Origin of the sequence: Candidatus Williamhamiltonella endosymbiont of Tuberolachnus salignus (assembly GCF_964019775.1) — a bacterium.
Classification (GTDB): domain Bacteria; phylum Pseudomonadota; class Gammaproteobacteria; order Enterobacterales; family Enterobacteriaceae; genus Hamiltonella; species Hamiltonella defendens.
On sequence record NZ_OZ026471.1, the window covers coordinates 1,034,956 to 1,056,511 of the forward strand.

The following is a 21,556-nucleotide window of genomic DNA, read 5'->3' on the forward strand; positions in this document are numbered from 1 at the left end:
ACTCCAGTTGATACTAGGATCAAATCCTTTCTGAGGTGCTTTTGAAAGAGGATTTTAATGAATTGGCAAAATCTAACATGCGATTTAAAGGAATCAATGCTTTTTCAATCAATCCCTTTTCAACAAAAATTTCATGAGGGCTGCCCTGTGCTTCTAGTGCCTCGGCCATGGCTTGTAAACCATTCATCGCCATCCAAGGGCAATGAGCACAACTTTTACATGTTGCGCCTTCACCGGCTGTAGGGGCGGCCAATAGCGTTTTATCAGGGCACATTTGCTGCATTTTATAAAAAATCCCTCGGTCTGTCGCAACGATCAAAGTTTGATGAGGTAAGCTTTTGGCCGATTGAATCAGCTGGCTGGTTGATCCCACGGCATCTGCCAACTCGACCACCGTTTGAGGAGATTCTGGGTGCACTAATACCGCCGCGTCAGGATAAAGCGCCTTCATTTGAACTAAGGCCTGTGTTTTAAATTCATCATGAACAATACAAGCCCCTTGCCAGCAAAGGATATCTGCCCCCGTTTTTTTTTGAACATAATGTCCTAAATGTTTATCTGGCGCCCAAATGATTTTTTCCCCTAAATCGTCCAGATGTTCTATCAATTCCACCGCAATACTTGAGGTGACGACCCAATCTGCTCTTGCTTTGACGGCGGCCGAGGTGTTGGCGTAGACCACCACGGTACGATCAGAATAAGTATCACAAAAAGCGCTAAATGCATCAGCAGGGCAACCTAAATCCAAAGAGCATTCCGCTTTTAGCGTCGGCATCAATACCGTTTTTTCTGGGCTCAAAATTTTAGCCGTTTCCCCCATAAAACGAACGCCGGCAACCAGTAAAGTCGATGCAGGGTGATGACAACCAAAACGCGCCATTTCTAATGAGTCGGCGACACAACCCCCTGTTTCTTCTGCCAAAGATTGAATATCTGGGCTGGTGTAATAGTGCGCGACCAATACCGCATTCCTTTTTTTTAACAATCCTTTGATTTTTTCACGATAAAATACGGTTTCATTCTGGCTCAATGAAACGGGAGCAGTAGGGAACGGATAATCAATTGAATTTAGATCTAACATAGGTCATCGCTCATACATCGTTCAATTTTTTGCATTAAATGTCATATAGATTGCACTTGTTGACTTAAATTTTCAATAATCGAAAGGTACTCATTTATTCAATTTATGGGTTGTTGTGTAAAGTAGGTGTTTTTAAAGAGGGAATGTATGATAAAGTAATTCGAATATTTATTGAATGAGAATCTTATCTTTGAAGACCAATCAACAAATTGCATATTTGACTCAAAAAAATCTTATTATAAAATTTATCTAACGACTCAAGCATGCAGTTTTTTATCTGCTTTTAAGGAGTTTAAAAGACTTTTGATCTCTTCATCGTTATATGTTGAAAGACCCTGTAATTTAGATAAATAATCATAATATTGATTTATCTTATAACTATTATTTTTATAAATACTTGCTATATTAGCATGTGTCAAATTGGTTTTTCCGAAAAGTTCCTCTTGAACTGTATAAAAAGCAGCTTGATCCACAAGACCCTTAAAATCTGTTTTCAGTAAATCATCTGTAGAATTTTCATCACTAAAACCATGATCTTTCCCATGCTCTTCGCATATATTTCGGATTTTTGCAATTACTAGAAAATCATCTAATTTAAATTTAACATTTTCAAATAAAACGAAGGCCATTGCTATTCCAGTTACTTCTTCTTTTTTATTTGTATGCACCCCTTTTTTAAGATCATTGTATTTATTTCGACACTGGATCACTGTTTCAAGATTTATGTGTTTGATTTTTCTTAAATCATTTAGAAAATTTTCTCCCTGAGAACGTACATCTATTTTTTTAGAATTTAAAAAATTATTTAATTGAATATTGTTATTTGAATTTTTCATTTTTTTGAAAAATTTTTTCACTTTATTTAAAAGGTTGTTTTTTTGTGATGGAGTCTCAAAAACATATTTTCTATTGGTAGAAAAAAATGGAATTTTTATATGCATAAACACCTCGATTAAAATATATAAATTATATTTGAATATTTTAATTGAAGTGTTTAATAAATTTTTACAAAAAACGCTCTTTTTCATCTATAAGAGATCAAAATTAATCTGACTACTATAAATTTTTATGGAAAGAGCATAGCCGAATATGTTGTTTAATTTTAAAAAATAAATATATTGATATAAAAATATACTGAAAAAATATTAAATCTAAAAAATGAAAATAATTTTCATTTTTTACAATTGTAACGGTTATGGAAACACTGAAAACCTAAAAATAATCTGATAAAAAACGAGGTTAATACGTTTTCTTTTAACGGTATAGCGCCCTCTAGCGCATTTTTTAGTATCAAGGGCGAATGAGAGGCATTTTAATACCCGAAAAGGATGTTCAACCTTAGCTCGGATTTTCGCGATAAAATCTTGATGATGAGTGTGTTTTTCCTCTACCTAGGGGTTGGGCCAACGGGGCGAAAACCTACGCTAAAAAGATAATGTTATGAAAATCATGTTCTATTTTTAAAATGCTCTAAAGTTTCTATTTTAGAAAAGCATGCAGTTGGTATGATTATTCATCAGATTTCATTAATTCATTTTTGAAAAAAACAACTCTTTCGGTTTCCTTAAATCCCAGTGCTTTCAGATGCAGGTTCTTTTATACAGGAAGCACTTGAACATATTAATACGTCATTTTCTAGCTTGGGGAGATATGTGCTCAATGTTATTGAGGTCAGATGAGTAAGTCGGAAGATATTTCAAGTATTTTTTGGATGTTTTTAATTGTATGAAAAACAGGAGCCTCAATGGCAATCAGGGGTAAAAGGTGTTGTAAACAGTTGAAGAGGTGAGATGAAATTTGAACTTTTATATTAAGCATGGCAGGGGTGGGGAGATTTGAACTCCCAACACCCGGTTTTGGAGACCGGTGCTCTACCAATTGAACTACACCCCTAAAAATGTCTTTTCAGTAAGTATGTCGTCAACAGAAAGGCCGGCTTTAAATGTTTTGGCTGCTTATGTAAGGAGCCTGGCGGTGTCCTAGTCTCACATGGGGAAACCCCACACTACCCTCGGCGCAACGGCGTTTCACTTCTGAGTTCGGGATGGTTTCAAGTGGGTCCACCGCACTTTGGCCGCCAAGCCATATTTTTTTTCTTCAGAATAAGCAAGTCATGCGCTCTAAAACAGTTTCGGTGTTGTAAGGTTAAGCCTCTCGGGTCATTAGTACTGGTCCGCTGAATACATCGCTGCACTTACACTCCCAGCCTATCTACGTCATCGTCTCTAACGTCCCTTACCACAATCTCTTGCGGGGAAGACTCATCTTGGGGCAAGTTTCCCGCTTAGATGCTTTCAGCGGTTATCTCTCCCGCATTTAGCTACCGGGCAATGCCATTGGCATGACAACCCGTACACCAGTGATGCGTCCACTCCGGTCCTCTCGTACTAGGAGCAGCCCCCCTCAATCTTCCTACGCCCACGGCAGATAGGAACCGAACTGTCTCACGACGTTCTAAACCCAGCTCGCGTACCACTTTAAATGGCGAACAGCCATACCCTTGGGACCTACTTCAGCCCCAGGATGTGATGAGCCGACATCGAGGTGCCAAACACCGCCGTCGATATGAACTCTTGGGCGGTATCAGCCTGTTATCCCCGGAGTACCTTTTATCCGTTGAGCGATGGCCCTTCCATTCAGAACCACCGGATCACTAAGACCTACTTTCGTACCTGCTCGAGCCGTCACTCTCGCAGTCAAGCCAGCTTATGCCTTTGCACTCACCTCACGATGTCCGACCGTGATGAGCTGACCTTCGTACTCCTCCGTTACTCTTTAGGAGGAGACCGCCCCAGTCAAACTACCCACCAGACACTGTCCTCACCCCGGATAACGGGACCAAGTTAGAATATCAAACATCAAAGGGTGGTATTTCAACAGCAGCTCCACATAGACTGGCGTCTACACTTCTTCGCTTCCCACCTATCCTACACATTAAGGTTTCATATTCAGTGTCAAGCTATAGTAAAGGTTCACGGGGTCTTTCCGTCTTGCCGCGGGAACACTGCATCTTCACAGCAAGTTCAATTTCACTGAGTCTCGGGTGGAGACAGCCTAGCCATCATTACGCCATTCGTGCAGGTCGGAACTTACCCGACAAGGAATTTCGCTACCTTAGGACCGTTATAGTTACGGCCGCCGTTTACCGGGGCTTCTATCAAGTGCTTTGTTTTGACACTCACACCATCAATTAACCTTCCGGCACCGGGCAGGCGTCACACCGTATACGTCCACTTACGTGTTGGCACAGTGCTGTGTTTTTAATAAACAGTTGCAGCTAGCTGGTCTCTGCGGCTGGCCTCAGCTCCAGAAGCATGTCCTTTCACCTAACGCCAGCGTGCCTTCTCCCGAAGTTACGGCACCATTTTGCCTAGTTCCTTCACCCGAGTTCTCTCAAGCGCCTTAGTATTCTCTACCTGACTACCTGTGTCGGTTTTCGGTACGATTGACTATTACCTGTTGCTTAGAGGCTTTTCCTGGAAGTTCGGCATCAGCAACTTCTTACCCCATAAGGGCAATCCTCATCACGCCTCAGAGTCAAGATGCGCCGGATTTGCCTGGCGCATCCTCCTACACGCTTGAACCGGGACCACCGGCCCCCGGATTGCCTAGCCCTCTTCGTCCCCCCTTCGCAGTAATACTCAGTACAGGAATCTTAACCTGTTGCCCATCGACTACGCTTTTCAGCCTCGCCTTAGGGGTCGACTTACCCTGCCCCGATGAACGTTGGACAGGAAACCTCAGTCTTTCGGCGAGCGGGCTTTTCACCCGCTTTATCGTTACTCATGTCAGCATTCGCACTTCTGATACCTCCAAAACTCTTCTCAGAGCGTCTTCTTCGGCTTACAGAACGCTCCCCTACCATGCGTTTGCACGCATCCGCAGCTTCGGTGCATGGTTTAGCCCCGTTACATCTTCCGCGCAGGCCGACTCGACCAGTGAGCTATTACGCTTTCTTTCAATGATGGCTGCTTCTAAGCCAACATCCTGGCTGTCTAAGCCTTCCCACATCGTTTCCCACTTAACCATGACTTCGGGACCTTAGCTGGCGGTCTGGGTTGTTTCCCTCTCCACGACGGACGTTAGCACCCGCCGTGTGTCTCCCGTGGTCATATTCTTCGGTATTCACAGTTTGCATTGGGTTGGTAAGCCGGGATGGCCCCCTAGCCAAAACAGCGCTCTACCCCCGAAGATAAACCCACGAGGCGCTACCTAAATAGCTTTCGGGGAGAACCAGCTATCTCCTAGTTTGATTGGCCTTTCACCCCCAGCCACATGTCATCCGCTCATTTTTCAACATAAGTCGGTTCGGTCCTCCAATGTGGATTAACACATCTTCAACCTGCACATGGCTAGATCACTAGGTTTCGGGTCTATACCTTGCAACTCATCGCCCAGTTAAGACTCGGTTTCCCTTCGGCTCCCCTATTCGGTTAACCTTGCTACAAAATATAAGTCGCTGACCCATTATACAAAAGGTACGCAGTCACTTCTCATTGCTTCGAAGCTCCCACTGCTTGTACGTACAGGGTTTCAGGGTCTATTTCACTCCCCTCCCGGGGTTCTTTTCGCCTTTCCCTCACGGTACTGGTTCACTATCGGTCAGTCAGGAGTATTTAGCCTTGGAGGATGGTCCCCCCATCTTCAAACAGGATATCACGTGTCCCGTCCTACTCTTCGAGCTCACTCTGCTGCAATTTTCAGGTACGGGGCCATCACCCTCTATGGCTCGTCTTCCCAAACGATTCCCCTAATTGCGCAAAGATGGTGACTCCGGGCTCCTCCCCTTTCGCTCGCCGCTACTTAGGGAATCTCGGTTGATTTCTTTTCCTCAGGGTACTGAGATGTTTCAATTCCCCTGGTTTGCCTCGCAATACTATTTATTCATATTACGATAGTGCATATTCTGCACTGGGTTGCCCCATTCGGGTATCAACGGCTAACACGCTTTTTATCAGCTTACCGTCGCTTTTCGCAGATTAACACGCCCTTCTTCGCCTCTGACTGCCTAGGCATCCTCCCTGTACGCTTCATTACTTAACCTTACAACCCGAAATTGTTTCTGACTTACAATCTCTTGCTTATCCCTTATTTTTAAAGAGCAATTTCTTGAAAATGATTTAACTTGGTGGAGCTAAGCGGGATCGAACCGCTGACCTCCTGCGTGCAAGGCAGGCGCTCTACCAGCTGAGCTATAGCCCCATACAATAAAAAAATTATCTTAAGTTACAACATACCATCAAAAATTTAAGGTAAGTTGGTGGGTCTGAGTGGACTTGAACCACCGACCTCACCCTTATCAGGGGTGCGCTCTAACCAGCTGAGCTACAGACCCAATGTAAGATACAAAAACGAAATGTCGTCTTTTTTCATGATTTATCAGATAATGTGAGTGGACACTGATAGTGAGAGTTTATAGTTAAGGAGGTGATCCAACCGCAGGTTCCCCTACGGTTACCTTGTTACGACTTCACCCCAGTCATGAATCACAAAGTGGTAAGCGCCCTCCTTGCGGTTAAGCTACCTACTTCTTTTGCAACCCACTCCCATGGTGTGACGGGCGGTGTGTACAAGGCCCGGGAACGTATTCACCGTAGCATTCTGATCTACGATTACTAGCGATTCCGACTTCATGGAGTCGAGTTGCAGACTCCAATCCGGACTACGACGTACTTTCTGAGTTCCGCTTTCCCTCGCAGGTTCGCATCCCTTTGTATACGCCATTGTAGCACGTGTGTAGCCCTACTCGTAAGGGCCATGATGACTTGACGTCGTCCCCACCTTCCTCCGGTTTATCACCGGCAGTCTCCTTTGAGTTCCCGCCTCTACGCGCTGGCAACAAAGGACAAGGGTTGCGCTCGTTGCGGGACTTAACCCAACATTTCACAACACGAGCTGACGACAGCCATGCAGCACCTGTCTCACGGTTCCCGAAGGCACTTGCGCATCTCTGCACAATTCCGTGGATGTCAAGAGTAGGTAAGGTTCTTCGCGTTGCATCGAATTAAACCACATGCTCCACCGCTTGTGCGGGCCCCCGTCAATTCATTTGAGTTTTAACCTTGCGGCCGTACTCCCCAAGCGGTCGATTTAACGCGTTAGCTCCGGACGCCACAGTTCAAGACCGCAACCTCCAAATCGACATCGTTTACAGCGTGGACTACCAGGGTATCTAATCCTGTTTGCTCCCCACGCTTTCGCACCTCAGCGTCAGTCTTTCTCCAGGGGGCCGCCTTCGCCACCGGTATTCCTCCAGATATCTACGCATTTCACCGCTACACCTGGAATTCTACCCCCCTCTAGAAAACTCTAGCGACCCAGTTTCAAATGCCATTCCCAAGTTGAGCTCGGGGATTTCACATCTGACTTAACTCACCGCCTACATGCCCTTTACGCCCAGTTATTCCGATTAACGCTCGCACCCTCCGTATTACCGCGGCTGCTGGCACGGAGTTAGCCGGTGCTTCTTCTGCGAGTAACGTCAAAAATAAATGGTATTCGCATTTATCGCTTCCTCCTCGCTGAAAGTGCTTTACAACCCGAAGGCCTTCTTCACACACGTGGCATGGCTGCATCAGGCTTTCGCCCATTGTGCAATATTCCCCACTGCTGCCTCCCGTAGGAGTCTGGACCGTGTCTCAGTTCCAGTGTGGCGGGCTATCCTCTCAGACCCGCTAGAGATCGTCGCCTAGGTAAGCCTTTACCTTACCTACCAGCTAATCTCATCTGGGCTCATCCGACGGCGTGAGGCCCGAAGGTCCCCCACTTTGGTCTCGCGACTTCATGCGGTATTAGCTGCCGTTTCCAGCAGTTATCCCCCTCCTTCGGCCAGATTCCCAGACTTTACTCACCCGTCCGCCGCTCGCCGACGTGAACTCAGTAAACTGCGCTCACTCGATGCCGCTCGACTTGCATGTGTTAGGCCTGCCACCAGCGTTCAATCTGAGCCATGATCAAACTCTTCAATTCTTACTTCTTATTCTCTTCGTCTCACAAACATCTCTGTTTGCTCAACATCATAACGTTAATATCATTCCCTCTCACTTCAGTGCACACACACATTATCTGATAAATTTTTAAAGAGCTGCTTCCTAATCACAACATGACCGCGCATTCTACTCACTTATTCTCTCCCGTCAACTCCTTTACATCCCTTTCTTCCATTACAATACACATCTATCATGCTAATTAAAGTATGCTCCCGAATTATTATCCCAACGAGAGATCATTTTACGGGGAACGATCATCACCAGCCGAAACGGTCGGAACATATTGATGAGATTGCTCATTAAGGCTTACTGGCGTGGCAGAAAAAACACCAATACGGCCAACGAAATTTAGCCGAAATTGCCCTTCAGCGTTTGCATGTCTGGAAATTGACTTCATTCACAAAAATTTAAGTACCAGGAACAGGAAATCAGGAAATCAGGATCGCTTTTGGGATATGAAATCAATTCCCCCGGTTTGGTATGCTTCAAAGCTATAGAACCGCCTAAAATTTAGAACGCGTTTGCGATAGCTGAGTACCAAACAACGCCAATTATTGTATGAGTGTTTTTTTATATTTATAAAAAGAAATATCAAAATTAGCATTTCCATACAGTAAAAAATACATATTAATAATATTTAAAGTACAGGGATTATTATGAATGTTTCTGATGATCTGGGTAAAAATTAACGATAACTATATTTATACTTAGTGATGTAAATTTATTTACTCTAAATATTTTTTAAATGACCTTATTTTCGCAAAAAGCTAACTTGAGTGAAATACATGAAAAAGTTCAAAATGATACTCTTTATTTAAAATAATAAAATTCAATTACTTAATGTTATTAACAGTTCTATTTTTTAGATATTTCTGCTTTTTTAGCTTACCCAAATGAAGTTTGGTGAAACATAGATGGAAGGACTATGACTTCTCAAGAATTTATTCAATTAATCAACGCTGATGCCCATATAGATATTACTTTCGAATATCATAATCACCATGTCTATTTTTTCTCACCTGTGATGCAGATTACAAAACCTCTTTTAAAAAAAGTAGCTTAAACATATGAGATACCTAACGATTTCGAACGTGAAGCTCTTAGGAAATATCCTATTGTATAAAGCACTGGATAATAGTAGTAAATTGAATGGATTAGCCTAAACGTATGACTGGCGGTTTCATTACCCGCAACAATTTAGCTAAACGCATTTTGTATCGCAGCCTACCAATCGCTCAGGATTATGCTATAGACACTGGATTTTTTGGCGAACACACCAGAGAGATAGTTCGTACTGGTAGGTCGATTCTCTTCCATCATTCCATAAATCAAGCGAATAACGCTCATTTGGTTCAAGGATGGCTCAATTCGATACTTGAGTCGATGAATTTTTCTAAACCGATGCAATGTATTGCAAAACTGATTATAAATAAAAATTTTGGGGCTACTGTTTTGCAAGATTCTTTCGTTGAACGAGTGCTGACTACCTTGACAGATTATTAAGAAAACGATTTTTTATTCACGCTCGAAGGATCTAAATCTACAATGAAGTTATTTTTTGCATATAGGAACGAAATGCTTCAGAAGATTCTAGAACACAGTGAGCTCGATAACAACAGCGTTTCTTTAAAGAACATTCAAGAAGAGCTTGAGAACGAAATCGACAAAGAAATAAAGGGCCATCATGAACACCTTCAGTACTCGAAGTTATACTCAATGCTATATAAAATCATAAAAAATAAAAACACTCTCAAATATGGTACTGAAATATTAGACAATTCAGACCCTACTTTGAAGTATAACATTCAAGTAGTAAAAAACGCTGTTTTAGCCAAGCTAGAAAAAATGGAAAATAATAAAACCAAAAATAATTCTAAACAAAACTTTTTTACAAAAAACAAGACTTCTTTAACAAAAGAACAGATAGCAAATATGAAAAAAATAATCCAGGAAGATGGCATAGACTTGAGTTCTATTTTAAGTGGTAAAACTTTAGAAGTTGTTAAACAAAATCTCAATCAAGAATTACGGTTGTTTTCTAAGAAATATTATTCAATACCAGAAGATGGTAAAAAAATAAGCAGTAAAATATTCATAGAACGAAATAAAAAGGATGCTAAATTTGAGCTTCATAACCTATATCTTTTAAAACCTCAGCTTTTAAAAATGCTATCCGCTATCAACAGCGAGAATTCTGAAAATGTTTAGATAAAATTGACCCACCCGGCGAGTGCAGGGCGTTGTTGGGTTACTCAGCGTGATATGGCACTGTTAACAAAGTTAATATTAAGATAGGCTTTGTTTTTTTGAGGGTGATAAAAAAGGACAGCGCCTGGATATGAAAGCTTTTACGGGGCTTTGGATAAAGAGAAAATGGAGATCTGTATGTTTTCATCCGTGACACAACTTTTAGTGACAATACTTTTAGATTGCATCAGAGCTCTATTGATATGATGACCAGTTGCGTACCGGACCAGTATCAATATGAATAAAATGACTTTTAGGATAATAACCTACTCCCCCGGCTCTCATTCTTAATGCCGCTTTATAAATTTTGTTCAGTGGTATGCCTTCAATGTAAAAATCCACAGCACGACCTAAAGTATGAAAGCTGTTTATAGCTACAGCAGAGCTGCTCTTTCTTAATAAATTATTGGTTTTTTTTGTTCGATAACCTGAAATAAGCTGTATAGGTTTACTGGTACCCAATAAATTTTGTAAACGATACAGTTGATTAAATAATTGAGAGTCAATAGATTTTAATTTATTGGCTCTAAAATCTCGAAATATGTAATTTAAACGAGACAGCCCTTTTTTATTATATTTTCTTCCATCGAAAAACTCTGTTTTAATAAATTCTCCTGTATGAGTGTGATTAATTTGTAGTATTCTCGGCTTCGGACGGGATGCCGCCAAACCCAAAGGAGATAACAGAACCGATCCCAAAAAAGCGCCTCCTAAAATAAACCACTTCCGTCGATGCTTATCTATTTTATCCATAGTTGTCTCTGTGAATAATATCAATATTAAATAACCTTAACGACCTATAAAAAATGGAATTCATATCTTTTTCATATTGCGTTGACGTACTGCTTCAAACAGACAAACACCAGTGGCAACCGATACGTTTAAAGAAGAGACCCTGCCCAGCATGGGAATTCGTATTAAATGATCACAATGCTCTCGAGTTAAACGACGTAGCCCTTTTTCTTCGGATCCCATCACTAAAGCCATAGAGCCTGTCATCCTCGCTTCATACACCGTTTTTTTTGCTTCGCCTGCCGTACCTATAATCAAAAGATGATATTCCTTCAATACTCTGAGAGTACGAGCCAGATTGGTAACCCTGATCACGGGAATATTTTCGGCAGCGCCACTGGCCGCTTTTTTTACAGTGGCGTTCAAAGGAGCACTCCGATCACGTGGCAATATGACGATCTGTACGCCGCTGGCCTCGGCACTACGTAAACAGGCCCCTAAATTATGAGGATCAGTGATGCCGTCTAATACCAAAACAAAAGGGGTATCCAAGCTATTGAGTAAGGCTGGTAACTCATTTTCTTGATACTGATGCGCAGAACACACTTTCGCCATGATGCCTTGGTGGACTCCGCCGCCAGTTTGAGCGTCTAAATATTGGCGAGAAGTGAAAAGAATACTCAGACCAGCCGATTTGAGCTCTTTTACCAAGGATTGAAGACGATAACTGTCATTATTCTGTAAAACAAAAATTTCCAAAAAACGCTCTGGGTGATGCTCTAAAAATGCTTTAATACTGTGGAAACCGTAAATAATGTCACTCATCATCTTTCTTAATAGTGGTTTTTTTTGGATTGGTTCTCGCCCGCTTTTTTTGAGGGGGCGCTTTCGTATTTTTCATTTTGGTTTTTTTTGCGTTTTCTCGGGCGGTTTTCCCTTTGACTTGAGGTTTTCTGTCACTGGAAACTAAAGAAAAATCAATTTTACGTTGATCCATATTCACCGCCTCTACCCTAACTTTCACCGTATCCCCTAAACGATAAAGGATCCCTGAAGATTCCCCTATCATACGTTGCCCAATACTGTCATACCGATAATAGTCGTTATCCAGACTAGAAACATGCACCAAACCATCAATTAAAAAATCATCAAGACGAACAAAAAATCCAAAACCAGTCACGGTGGTGATGATCCCTATAAAGACATTCCCAACCTGATCACGCATAAAATCGCATTTTAACCAATCAGCCACATTTCTGGTCGCTTCATCAGCACGACGTTCTGCCATGGAAGCATGTTGGCCCAGTTCAAGCATTTCTTCATAGGTGCTGTGCCAACCTCCAGTCGGTGTTGAGCGTGTTTTGAGAGGATCTTGTTGCTTCGTATTTTGTTCGTTCGATGTCTTCCAAAGGAGATATTTAATCGCTCTATGCATCACGAGATCAGGATAACGGCGAATAGGGGAAGTAAAATGTCCATAAGAGCTTAATGCCAAACCAAAGTGACCTCTGTTCTCGGGATCATAAACCGCCTGCTTCATAGATCGCAGTAGCATGGTTTGCAACATTTGTTGATCTGGGCGATCCGCTATTTTACACATCAGTTCTGCATAATCTTTGGGTTGTGGTTTGAGATCGCCTCCTAATGCCAAACTGAGTTCACCCAAAACGCTGCGTAATCCTGTCATAGCGTCGTCTGAAGGGCGATCATGGACGCGAAAAAGCACTGGCTCTTTCTGTTTTTCAACGAAACGGGCAGCGGCAATATTGGCTAGAATCATGCATTCTTCGATCAATTTATGTGCGTCATTTCGTAATAAAGGCTCAATGCGTTCTATCCGCATTTGCTCATTAAAAATGAATTTGGCTTCTTCTGTTTCAAATGCAATCCCTCCGCGTTGTTCTCTTGCACGATCAAGCATTTTATACATCGCATAAAGCTCTTCAAGATGAGGGATCAAAGGTTGATATTGATCACGTAAGCTTTGTTCACCATCAAGGATGCGCCATACTTTTGTGTAAGTTAAACGTGCGTGTGATTTTATGGTGGCTTCATAAAATCGATAAGATGAGAGTTTGCCTTGCGCAGAAAGCGTCATTTCACAGACCATGGATAAACGATCCACTGATGGATTGAGGGAACAGAGTCCATTTGACAAAATTTCAGGCAGCATCGGAATGACTTGAGAAGGGAAATAGACTGAATTACTTCGATTTTTTGCTTCATCGTCCAGTGCGGTATTAGGGCGAACGTAATAGCTCACATCTGCAATCGCCACCCATAAACGCCAACCCCCTCCTCGTTTTTTTTCGCAATACACCGCATCGTCAAAATCACGGGCATCTTCACCATCAATGGTCATTAAAGGCAATGCTCGTAAATCAACTCGTCCTTGTTTAGCCTCTTCGGGAACCTCTTCCTTTAATTGGCCTATTTCTTTTTTTATTTCATCTGACCAGAGGTAAGGAATTTCATGGGTACGTAGCGCCATATCAACGGCAATGCCTGTACCCATATTCTCCCCTAATATTTCAATAATTTTACCTACAGCTTTACTGCAATAGGTCGCGCGCTGAGTGAGCTCTACCACCACCAGAAATCCCATACGGGCGCTTTGAGCATGTTCCGATGGAATCAAAATATCAAAGCTCAATCGGGCGTCATCGGGCACAACAAAACCGACACCGGCATCGACAAAATAACGACCGACAATCTGGCTTTTTTTGGGTACCAAGACTCGCACAATCCGTGCTTCCCTTCGCCCTTTGCGATCAGGGCTCAAGGGTTGCACCAGAACGACATCACCATGAATGGCTTTTTTCATCTGTTCCGCAGAAAGATATAAATCGTCTTTACTCCCTTCAACACGTAAAAAACCAAAACCATCACGGTGGCCTATCACCGTGCCTTTTAATAAATCTAAGCGTTCTGGCAACGCGTAACATTGACGGCGAGTAAAAACCAGTTGTCCATCACGTTCCATAGCTTTTAAACGACGCCTCAGGGCTTCCAGAGACGCTTCACCTGATAAATTCAGATCATTAGCCAACTCTATACGGCTAACAGGCGTTTCACGTTGAGCAAGGTGCGCTAAAATAAATTCTCGACTAGGAATAGGAGATTCGTATTTCTTTGCTTCACGTTCAAAGAAAGGATCTTGCGACATCAAAATTTCTCCTTCGTTGTCTATTGTCATTACAATGCCAAAAGCGCATTTTGTAAAAAATTTTAGTCGATCTTTTTCTATTTTTTTATCATTTCATCAAATGGGTGTCGCAAAATAATGGTTTCTTCGCGATCGGGTCCGGTAGAAATGATATCTACCGGGACACCAGTCAGTTCTTCAACACGTTTGATGTAATTTAACGCCGTTTGAGGCAACTGGCTTTTCTCTTTAATGCCAAATGTGCTTTCTTTCCATCCCGGTAAGGCTTCATATATAGGTTCAACTTCTGCCCACTCAGCCGATGTAATAGGGGTATTCATGGTTTCCGTGCCATCAGTTCTCTTATAACGCACGCAAATTTTAACGGTTTTTAGCCCATCCAATACGTCCAATTTGGTCATACACAAACCAGATAAGGAATTCATTTGAACCGCCTGCCGCAAGCTGACGGCATCAAGCCACCCTGTACGGCGGCTTCGGCCTGTCGTGGCGCCGTATTCATGGCCTTTATCACGAAGAAAATTCCCTGTCTCGTCATTGAGTTCGGTAGGGAAAGGGCCTGCCCCCACACGAGTCGAATAGGCTTTGACGATCCCTAAAATATAGTCAATATACAAAGGACCAAAACCAGCACCTGTTGCGACACTCCCCGCAGTGGTATTAGAAGAGGTCACATAAGGATAAGTACCATGATCGATATCTAAAAAAGTGCCTTGTGCGCCTTCAAATAGTAAATTTTCAGCCTTTTCTCTGGCTTGGCTTAATACTTGCGTGACGTCAATCACCATATTTTTTAATATATCGGCAATGCCCCATATACTCTCAACAACACGCTGGTAGTGAACCGGCTCTGCTTTATAATAATGGACCAATTGAAAATTATGGTATTCAATGACCTCTTTAAGCTGTGATTCAAAAGTTATTTGATTGAAAAGATCACCTAAACGTAATGCCCTGCGGGCGACTTTATCTTCATAAGCAGGCCCTATTCCACGGCCAGTGGTACCAATGGCTTTGCTCCCTCGCGCTTTTTCCCTTTCATTATCCAAAGCGACATGATAAGGAAGGATCAGTGGACAAGCGGCAGACAGCAATAACCTGTTACGAACAGGCACACCTTGCATCTCAAGTTCTTTGATCTCTTTGATTAAAGCATGAGGCTCCAAGACCACGCCGTTACCAATAATATTGATGGTATTATTGCGCAAAATGCCAGAAGGGATTAGATGTAAAACCGTTTTTTTACCCTTGCTGATTAAGGTGTGGCCGGCATTATGCCCGCCTTGATAACGCACAACATATTTTGCCCGTTCAGTCAGCAAATCAACAATTTTGCCTTTACCTTCGTCACCCCATTGTGCTCCAAGCACGACTATATTTTTACCCATGTCAAAAATCACCTAATTGCTTAAAAAAAGATTCTAACATTTGATTTTTATGCTGACAGCACTTTATTTGTTTTTTTAAAAAAATTGAAAAATTCGATGGATTTAATGATGGGCGGTTTGATGAAATCTTTTGCAACGCCGTATTGAGGGCAGTCAATTCAAATGAGGTTAAAATGATAAGCGCGTTGCATCTGCGCCATTAAACATCTACTATTTAGCTCATTTCCAGTTACCTTATTAATGAAAACGATGACATCATGCAAAAACGACATTGCATCTATCTTGCGATATTGAGTTTACCTATCTCTTTAAGTGCACAAGCAGCAGAAGAAGAACGTTATATTTCAGATAACCTAACGACCTATGTTCATAGCGGCCCTGGGGATGAGTATCGTATCCTCGGTGTATTAAAAGCAGGTGAACCCGTCACTTTGCTGGACGTCCACACCACCACTCAGTATGCTCAAATCCGCGATAAAAAAGGACGTGTTGTTTGGCTCCCTGCGAAGCAGCTCAGCCAAGTACCAAGCCAACTTTCACGTTTACCCGACTTGGAGCAGAAAATTAAAAATTTAACGGATCAATTAAATGACACTCACCATCGTTTGAAAGAGCGTAGCCAAGAAATACAAGAAAAAATTGCGCTCAGTGAAAAATTGATTGAGGGTTTAAAAAGTGAAAATAAAGGATTAAAAGAGCAGCTTACTATCCGCAATCAACAGATCAACGAAATTGAAAATAAAACAAACGCCGAGAAAAACAACATCATGATGAAATGGTTTACTTACGGAGGAATGGTGGCTGGCACAGGCTTTATTTTGGGTTTGCTGCTTCCTTTTTTGATTCCGCGTCGTAAAAGAAATCACCGTTGGATGGATTAGGTCATGTATCTGATATTTAATCGGGTTTGTCTCATTGATCGGGAAATCTGAGTTTTGGATAATAAATTGATATAAATCAGGTGATCATTCTTTGATAATAAGCAGAGTGAGTGGCTTATGTGAAGATAATTATGAGGTTCGATTATTTTATAAAATCCCCCCCTCTTTAATGGGATACTGGCTGTTTTTCATCTTTTATCATCCTCAAAAACAGAGATTATTTTAAACATTTACTTTGTTAACAGTACCATACCATTACACAGCCATTACACCTTTCACAGTGAAGGGGAAGAAATCGACCTCAATGATTGAGCCAAGAGGTGAGTTGCTGTGTAGGAGTGCGGGATGATAAAATGGTGCATGAGTCTATTTCTGAATGTATTACTCTAGATAATAAACGTAAAAAATTCAAACATAATTGGTGAGATACCGCCAATACATTCTTTTAAATCTCCTTTTAATCATACACTTTACTCAAAATCAATTAATTCATTAAAAAGGATCTTTCATGCGGCCTCGTTTATTTAAAGCGCTTTTTTTTTTCTGTATCCGCAAAAATAAATAAGGCATTTTCTGTTCATAGATGCATGTATATTCTGTTTTTTTTCTATGTCCTTTTAGGTATTTTTGGACGCTTTCCTTGGAAAGCAGATGAACCTTATTTTTTTGATATCTCTTGGAATATGGTTATTCACAACGCATGGCTTGTGCCTCATGTGGGTGATTTTCCGTTTATGGAAAAACCTCCATTCATGGCTTGGATAGGTGCCTTTTTCATAAAAATTCTGCCATTTTTACCTGCTCATGAATCATCGCGATTCGCGGTAGTACTCTGTATTTGCATTACAGTATGGGCTTTTTTATTGGCATCTCGTTGTTTGCATGAAGAAATTAGTTGCAAAAAATGTGGGCCAAATTTGACCACAATGCCCATTTTGGCGAACTGGCAAATGAATGCTCTGTGTTTATTAGTCGGCACATTAGGTTTTGTTGAACACATTCATAAATTCACAGCAGATCTTGGTCAATTGGCTGGGGCAATGATGGCTTTGAGTGCACTGATTCTTGTTGCATCGCCTACTTCAGAAAAACGTCCAAGCTACTATGGCAGTTTATTTGGCTCGGGTATTGGCATCGCTTTTTTATCAAAAGGATTATTTATTCTTTGTATTCTTGGTTTAAGTGTTTGCATTTTTCTGGTTGTTTTTTCTGATTTTCGGCACAGGCTTTCGTTGAAATTTTCCTTTTTTGCTACCTTAACCGCCTCTCCTTTCCTGCTCATTTGGCCTTGGTTGATTTATCGAACTCACCCAAATTTATTTAATGAATGGTTTTGGCTCAATAACATCGGGCGTTTTTCAGGATCAGCAAGGTTAGGTGGCAATGATGTGACTTATGTTGACAAATTCGTCTCCATATTGTTTAACGGAGCCCCGACCTCTCTTTTTTTATTGGCAGGGTTAGCGCTTTTATTATTTCGCTTATTACGTTCTTGGTCTTGTAAACTTAAAACAACTCAAGAAAAAAATTCGATATATCCGGCAATAAAAACACGAGGCTATTATGTCGCTATTGTTTTTTTGATCACCGGTTTATGCACTTTGTTCGTCTCAGCCTCTATGCGTGATCTTTATTTGCTCCCAATCTTGCCTGCCATGATTTTAGTCGCACTGCCTTTTTTACATTTAATGGAATCAATAAATTTAAAATGGCAAAAAGGATTAAATATTTTCTTTTTTATGATGTTATTAATCATATTGATGACTTGGATCAATCTTGGTTATAACGGTGAAGCCACGTTACTAGGTCTAATATGGCATAATGTAAGCGATGTTTTGCCTCTTCCTTTCGTGTTGCATACAAATGGCATGCTGGTGGCGTTAGTATGCTTTTTGATCATCTGCTGGTGCCGTGTCGTTCGACAAAACGATAAAAATATTATTCGTTCCTGGGGTTGTGGCCTTGCCATACTGTGGTCTACGACGGCTTTACTCTTGATACCCTGGATTGATGCATCTCGAAGCTACGAACAGACTTTTTTATCTATGAACTCCGTCATGGCTAATCATAACGGATGCCTGATAACAGAGGGATTAGGTGAATCAGAAATCGGGATGCTTCACTATGTAACAAGCAAAGCGGGTATTTCAATGACATTTTTTGAAAAAAAGTACTCAAATATCACTGAAAATTCTACATTAGACCTTTTTGAAAACCGCAGCGAAAGCTGTGAATTGGACTCACCTGAAGCCGCAACGCGGCCACCGGGATGGTGTACTAAAGCAGATCGAGATGGCAAGCACACCCGTTTATTAGGAAAGGTAAAGGAGAACCTGCAACCCTCTGCCGATTTTTTAACATCGGCCCTGTTACCGCGTTGCGCATTTCTTCTGGTGCTAGATGAAATTAAATTTCCTCAAAAAAATATTTCGCCCATCTGGACACCTATTTGGAGTGGAGGTCGCCTTACTGATGAAAAAGGCTTTACTTTGTACTATAAAGGCCTGTGAAAACCCTAATGTAATGGATGTAATGGCCCATCCTCACTTTTCCTCTGGTTGATTTGCGTCAAGGTGGTCGTGTTAGCACCGCTTTTATCGAGGTTTACAACTTTAGGTTTACCTTGGGGGCAAAAGGCCTTTCGAAAAAGGCCAGGATAAAAACAATCCCATTTTGTCATTCATAATACGACAGAATCTATCTGAAAACCCATCACGGCAAAACCACAACCCAACACTAGGAGCAGCCCCGGTTTACCGCCCCATACCTGATAATTTCCTTGATGTATTTTTCGTACTTTCCATACCATCAGCGCGGGTAATATGAGGGCCAACACAGCCAATGCAATAGCGGCAAAACCTAATGCCATGATAAAACCATTCGGATAAAAAAGGGCGAATATCAGTGGGGGCAAAAAAGTCATCACGCCTGTTTGAAAACGCCCTTTGGCGGTGTCGATTCTTTTAAAAAGATCGGCCAAATAATCAAATAGCCCTAATGCAACACCGAGAAAAGACGTCACCAAGGCGAAATCGGAAAATAAATGTAACGTCACTTCAACATGAGAAAAATTCAAAACAGTACGTGTAGCTTCTAACAGCGCGTTTAAACCCGTTTTTTGAGCTAAAATTCCGATAAAAGTTTCAGAAGAAATGCTGCCTAAGGTCACGAGTTGCCAAAAAATATAGGCGATTAACGGGATGGCACTGCCTACAATAAAAACACATCGCAGTTTACGAACATGCCCCCCCATATAATGCACAATGCTGGGGATGCTCCCGTGAAAACCAAATGAAGTGAAAATAATCGGGATGGCTGAAAGGACCAAACCCTGCTGTAAAGGCAACGTTAAAAGATGGGGAATGCGAATATGGGGGGCCATCACCGCCAGCATCAGTATTAAAAAGATAATTTTTGCGCTGAATAAAATTCGGTTAAAAAAATCGACAGAATGTGTCCCTACACAAACCACTGCCCCACCCATCAGGGTGAAAATCAAAACCCCGCCCACGCTAGAAAAAGATTGGCCTGTCCATGCACTGATGGTAGAAGCGATTAATTCCCCAGCGCCGCTAATATAGGCCGAGGTTAAGGCATACATTAAAAAGAGCATGCTAAACCCAGTGATCCCATAGCCGATCTTCCCAAGATAACATTTTGCAAGCGCTGCTAATCCTGTCTGGATGGGATGATGCTGGTAGACTTCCAGAAACAGTAAAGCGGTGTAAGACATTAATAACCATATTAAAATCAATATCAGCAAGGTGGCTCCAAAACCTACGCCTGCGGTGGCCAGGGGCATGGCCAGCATGCCCGCCCCGATAGTCGTTCCTGCAACAATTAAAATACTGCCTAGGGTGCGATTTTTCACTTTCACTTCCTCAACCAATTTTTTAATATTTATTTTTCTTAAAGTTTAAAATCTTTCAGATCGTTTGAATCTATCTCAGCATCAATTTGCCCCACCAAATAGGAGCTGACTTCAACTTCTTGAGGGGCAACCTGTACATTATCAGAGACTAACCAACTGTTAATCCAGGGAATAGGATTAGTTCGAATGCTAAACGGTGCGTCGAGTTTCACGGCTTGCATGCGGATGTTGGTCATATATTCTATATATTGGCAAAGAATATCCTGGTTTAAACCGATCATCGAGCCGTCCCGAAACAAATACGCTGCCCATTCTTTTTCTTGCTGAGCCGCCAACAAAAATAAATCACTACATTCCTGCTGGCATTCTTGAGCGATGTCAGCCATTTCAGGATCATCTTTCCCTGATCGCATTAAATCCAGCATATGCTGAGTACCCATCAGATGTAGCGCTTCATCTCTGGCAATCAGCTTAATAATTTTGGCATTGCCCTCCATCAATTTACGTTCAGCGAAAGCAAAAGAACAAGCAAAGCTCACGTAAAAACGAATGGCTTCAAGTGCATTGACACTCATCAAACATAAATAAAGCTGCTTTTTTAACGCATATAAATTGACCACTGTGGTTTTGCCATTCACTTGATGGGTACCCTCATCCAATAGATGGTAATAGCTGGTCATTTTGATCAAATCATCATAATAAGCAGAAATATCCTTTGCCCGTTTTAAAATCTCTTTGTTGGTCACGATGTCATCAAAAATACAGCTGGGATCATTAACAATATTTCGGATGATATGAGTGTAAGAACGAGAGTGAATGGTTTCTGAGAATGCCCAGGTTTCTATCCAGGTTTCGAGTTCTGGAATGGAGATGAGAGGGAGTAAAGCGACATTAGGGCTGCGGCCTTGGATGGAATCCAATAAAGTTTGATATTTGAGATTACTGATAAAAATATGTTTTTCATGTTCAGGTAAAGACTGATAGTCAATACGATCACGGGAAACATCAATCTCTTCTGGACGCCAAAAAAAAGACAATTGCTTTTCAATTAATTCCTCAAAAATGGGATACTTTTGCTGATCATATCGAGCAACGTTCACCGTTTGACCCAAAAACATAGGTTCAAGTAATTGATTATTTTTTTTCTGAGAAAAAGTGGTATAGCCCATTCCATAACTCCATTGTAGGTTTTAAAACCGAT

Annotated in this window: 12 protein-coding genes, 3 tRNA genes, 3 rRNA genes and 1 pseudogene; 5 read left to right on the top strand and 14 right to left on the bottom strand. The window is 41.6% G+C overall.

Annotated elements, in window-relative coordinates; all coding sequences use genetic code 11:
* Positions 1-19: 19 nt before the first annotated feature.
* The 8 genes from nadA to AACL23_RS04970 form a co-directional block, all read right to left on the bottom strand.
* Positions 20-1,081 (bottom strand): quinolinate synthase NadA, encoded by a 1,062-nt coding sequence (gene nadA / locus AACL23_RS04935; protein WP_100096743.1) that lies wholly within the window; start codon positions 1,079-1,081, stop codon positions 20-22.
* A gap of 257 nt (positions 1,082-1,338) precedes the next feature.
* Complete coding sequence (locus tag AACL23_RS04940; protein ID WP_234817384.1) at positions 1,339-2,022, bottom strand: hypothetical protein; 684 nt, start codon at positions 2,020-2,022, stop codon at positions 1,339-1,341.
* Between the two features lie 876 nt (positions 2,023-2,898).
* Positions 2,899-2,974 (bottom strand) — tRNA-Trp (locus AACL23_RS04945).
* A 73-nt stretch (positions 2,975-3,047) separates the two neighbouring features.
* Positions 3,048-3,163 (bottom strand): 5S ribosomal RNA (rrf, locus tag AACL23_RS04950).
* 59 nt (positions 3,164-3,222) lie between these two features.
* Positions 3,223-6,124 (bottom strand): 23S ribosomal RNA (locus AACL23_RS04955).
* 83 nt (positions 6,125-6,207) lie between these two features.
* Positions 6,208-6,283, bottom strand: a tRNA-Ala gene (locus AACL23_RS04960).
* Positions 6,284-6,339: 56 nt separating this feature from the next.
* Positions 6,340-6,416: transfer RNA gene (locus AACL23_RS04965), tRNA-Ile, on the bottom strand.
* A gap of 85 nt (positions 6,417-6,501) precedes the next feature.
* Positions 6,502-8,050: ribosomal RNA gene (locus AACL23_RS04970) — 16S ribosomal RNA — on the bottom strand.
* The 16S, 23S and 5S rRNA genes sit together here with 3 tRNA genes alongside, the layout of an rRNA operon.
* 1,187 nt (positions 8,051-9,237) lie before the next feature.
* On the opposite strand from AACL23_RS04970, the gene AACL23_RS04975 reads away from it, so the two are divergent.
* The gene (locus AACL23_RS04975) at positions 9,238-9,573 is read left to right on the top strand and encodes a hypothetical protein (RefSeq protein ID WP_044612239.1); all 336 of its coding nucleotides are present in this window, start codon (positions 9,238-9,240) and stop codon (positions 9,571-9,573) included.
* A gap of 42 nt (positions 9,574-9,615) precedes the next feature.
* Entirely contained in the window at positions 9,616-10,278 is a 663-nt protein-coding gene (locus AACL23_RS04980; RefSeq protein WP_012738022.1) for a hypothetical protein, read from the top strand.
* 234 nt (positions 10,279-10,512) lie between these two features.
* Here AACL23_RS04980 and AACL23_RS04985 read toward each other — a convergent pair whose 3' ends face one another.
* From AACL23_RS04985 to AACL23_RS05000, 4 genes are all read right to left on the bottom strand, one after another.
* The gene (locus AACL23_RS04985; RefSeq protein WP_339050465.1) at positions 10,513-11,070 is read right to left on the bottom strand and encodes a YcbK family protein; all 558 of its coding nucleotides are present in this window, start codon (positions 11,068-11,070) and stop codon (positions 10,513-10,515) included.
* A 60-nt stretch (positions 11,071-11,130) separates the two neighbouring features.
* A complete protein-coding gene (gene rlmB / locus AACL23_RS04990) occupies positions 11,131-11,874 on the bottom strand; it encodes a 23S rRNA (guanosine(2251)-2'-O)-methyltransferase RlmB (RefSeq protein WP_095033875.1) in 744 nt (247 codons plus the stop codon).
* On the bottom strand, positions 11,867-14,215 hold the full coding sequence (gene rnr, locus AACL23_RS04995) for a ribonuclease R (protein ID WP_422389626.1): 2,349 nt from the start codon (positions 14,213-14,215) through the stop codon (positions 11,867-11,869). The genes rlmB and rnr overlap by 8 nt, the downstream gene beginning before the upstream one ends.
* Before the next feature lie 77 nt (positions 14,216-14,292).
* Complete coding sequence (locus AACL23_RS05000) at positions 14,293-15,603, bottom strand: adenylosuccinate synthase (protein WP_100096749.1); 1,311 nt, start codon at positions 15,601-15,603, stop codon at positions 14,293-14,295.
* A 257-nt stretch (positions 15,604-15,860) separates the two neighbouring features.
* On the opposite strand from AACL23_RS05000, the gene AACL23_RS05005 reads away from it, so the two are divergent.
* The 3 genes and pseudogenes from AACL23_RS05005 (at position 15,861) to AACL23_RS05015 (ending at position 18,994) form a co-directional block, all read left to right on the top strand.
* Positions 15,861-16,484, top strand: coding sequence for a TIGR04211 family SH3 domain-containing protein (locus AACL23_RS05005; RefSeq protein ID WP_012738027.1), 624 nt, complete (start codon positions 15,861-15,863; stop codon positions 16,482-16,484).
* Positions 16,485-16,804: 320 nt separating this feature from the next.
* Positions 16,805-16,909 (top strand): annotated as a pseudogene (locus AACL23_RS05010) (ATP-dependent 6-phosphofructokinase); the annotation flags it as partial.
* A 327-nt stretch (positions 16,910-17,236) separates the two neighbouring features.
* Complete coding sequence (locus AACL23_RS05015; RefSeq protein WP_339050471.1) at positions 17,237-18,994, top strand: hypothetical protein; 1,758 nt, start codon at positions 17,237-17,239, stop codon at positions 18,992-18,994.
* 170 nt (positions 18,995-19,164) lie between these two features.
* Here AACL23_RS05015 and tyrP read toward each other — a convergent pair whose 3' ends face one another.
* Positions 19,165-20,295, bottom strand: a complete 1,131-nt coding sequence (gene tyrP, locus AACL23_RS05020) for a tyrosine transporter TyrP (RefSeq protein WP_234817387.1) — start codon at positions 20,293-20,295, stop codon at positions 19,165-19,167.
* 98 nt (positions 20,296-20,393) lie between these two features.
* The gene (nrdB, locus tag AACL23_RS05025) at positions 20,394-21,524 is read right to left on the bottom strand and encodes a class Ia ribonucleoside-diphosphate reductase subunit beta (RefSeq protein WP_100096751.1); all 1,131 of its coding nucleotides are present in this window, start codon (positions 21,522-21,524) and stop codon (positions 20,394-20,396) included.
* Between the last annotated feature and the right edge of the window lie 32 nt (positions 21,525-21,556).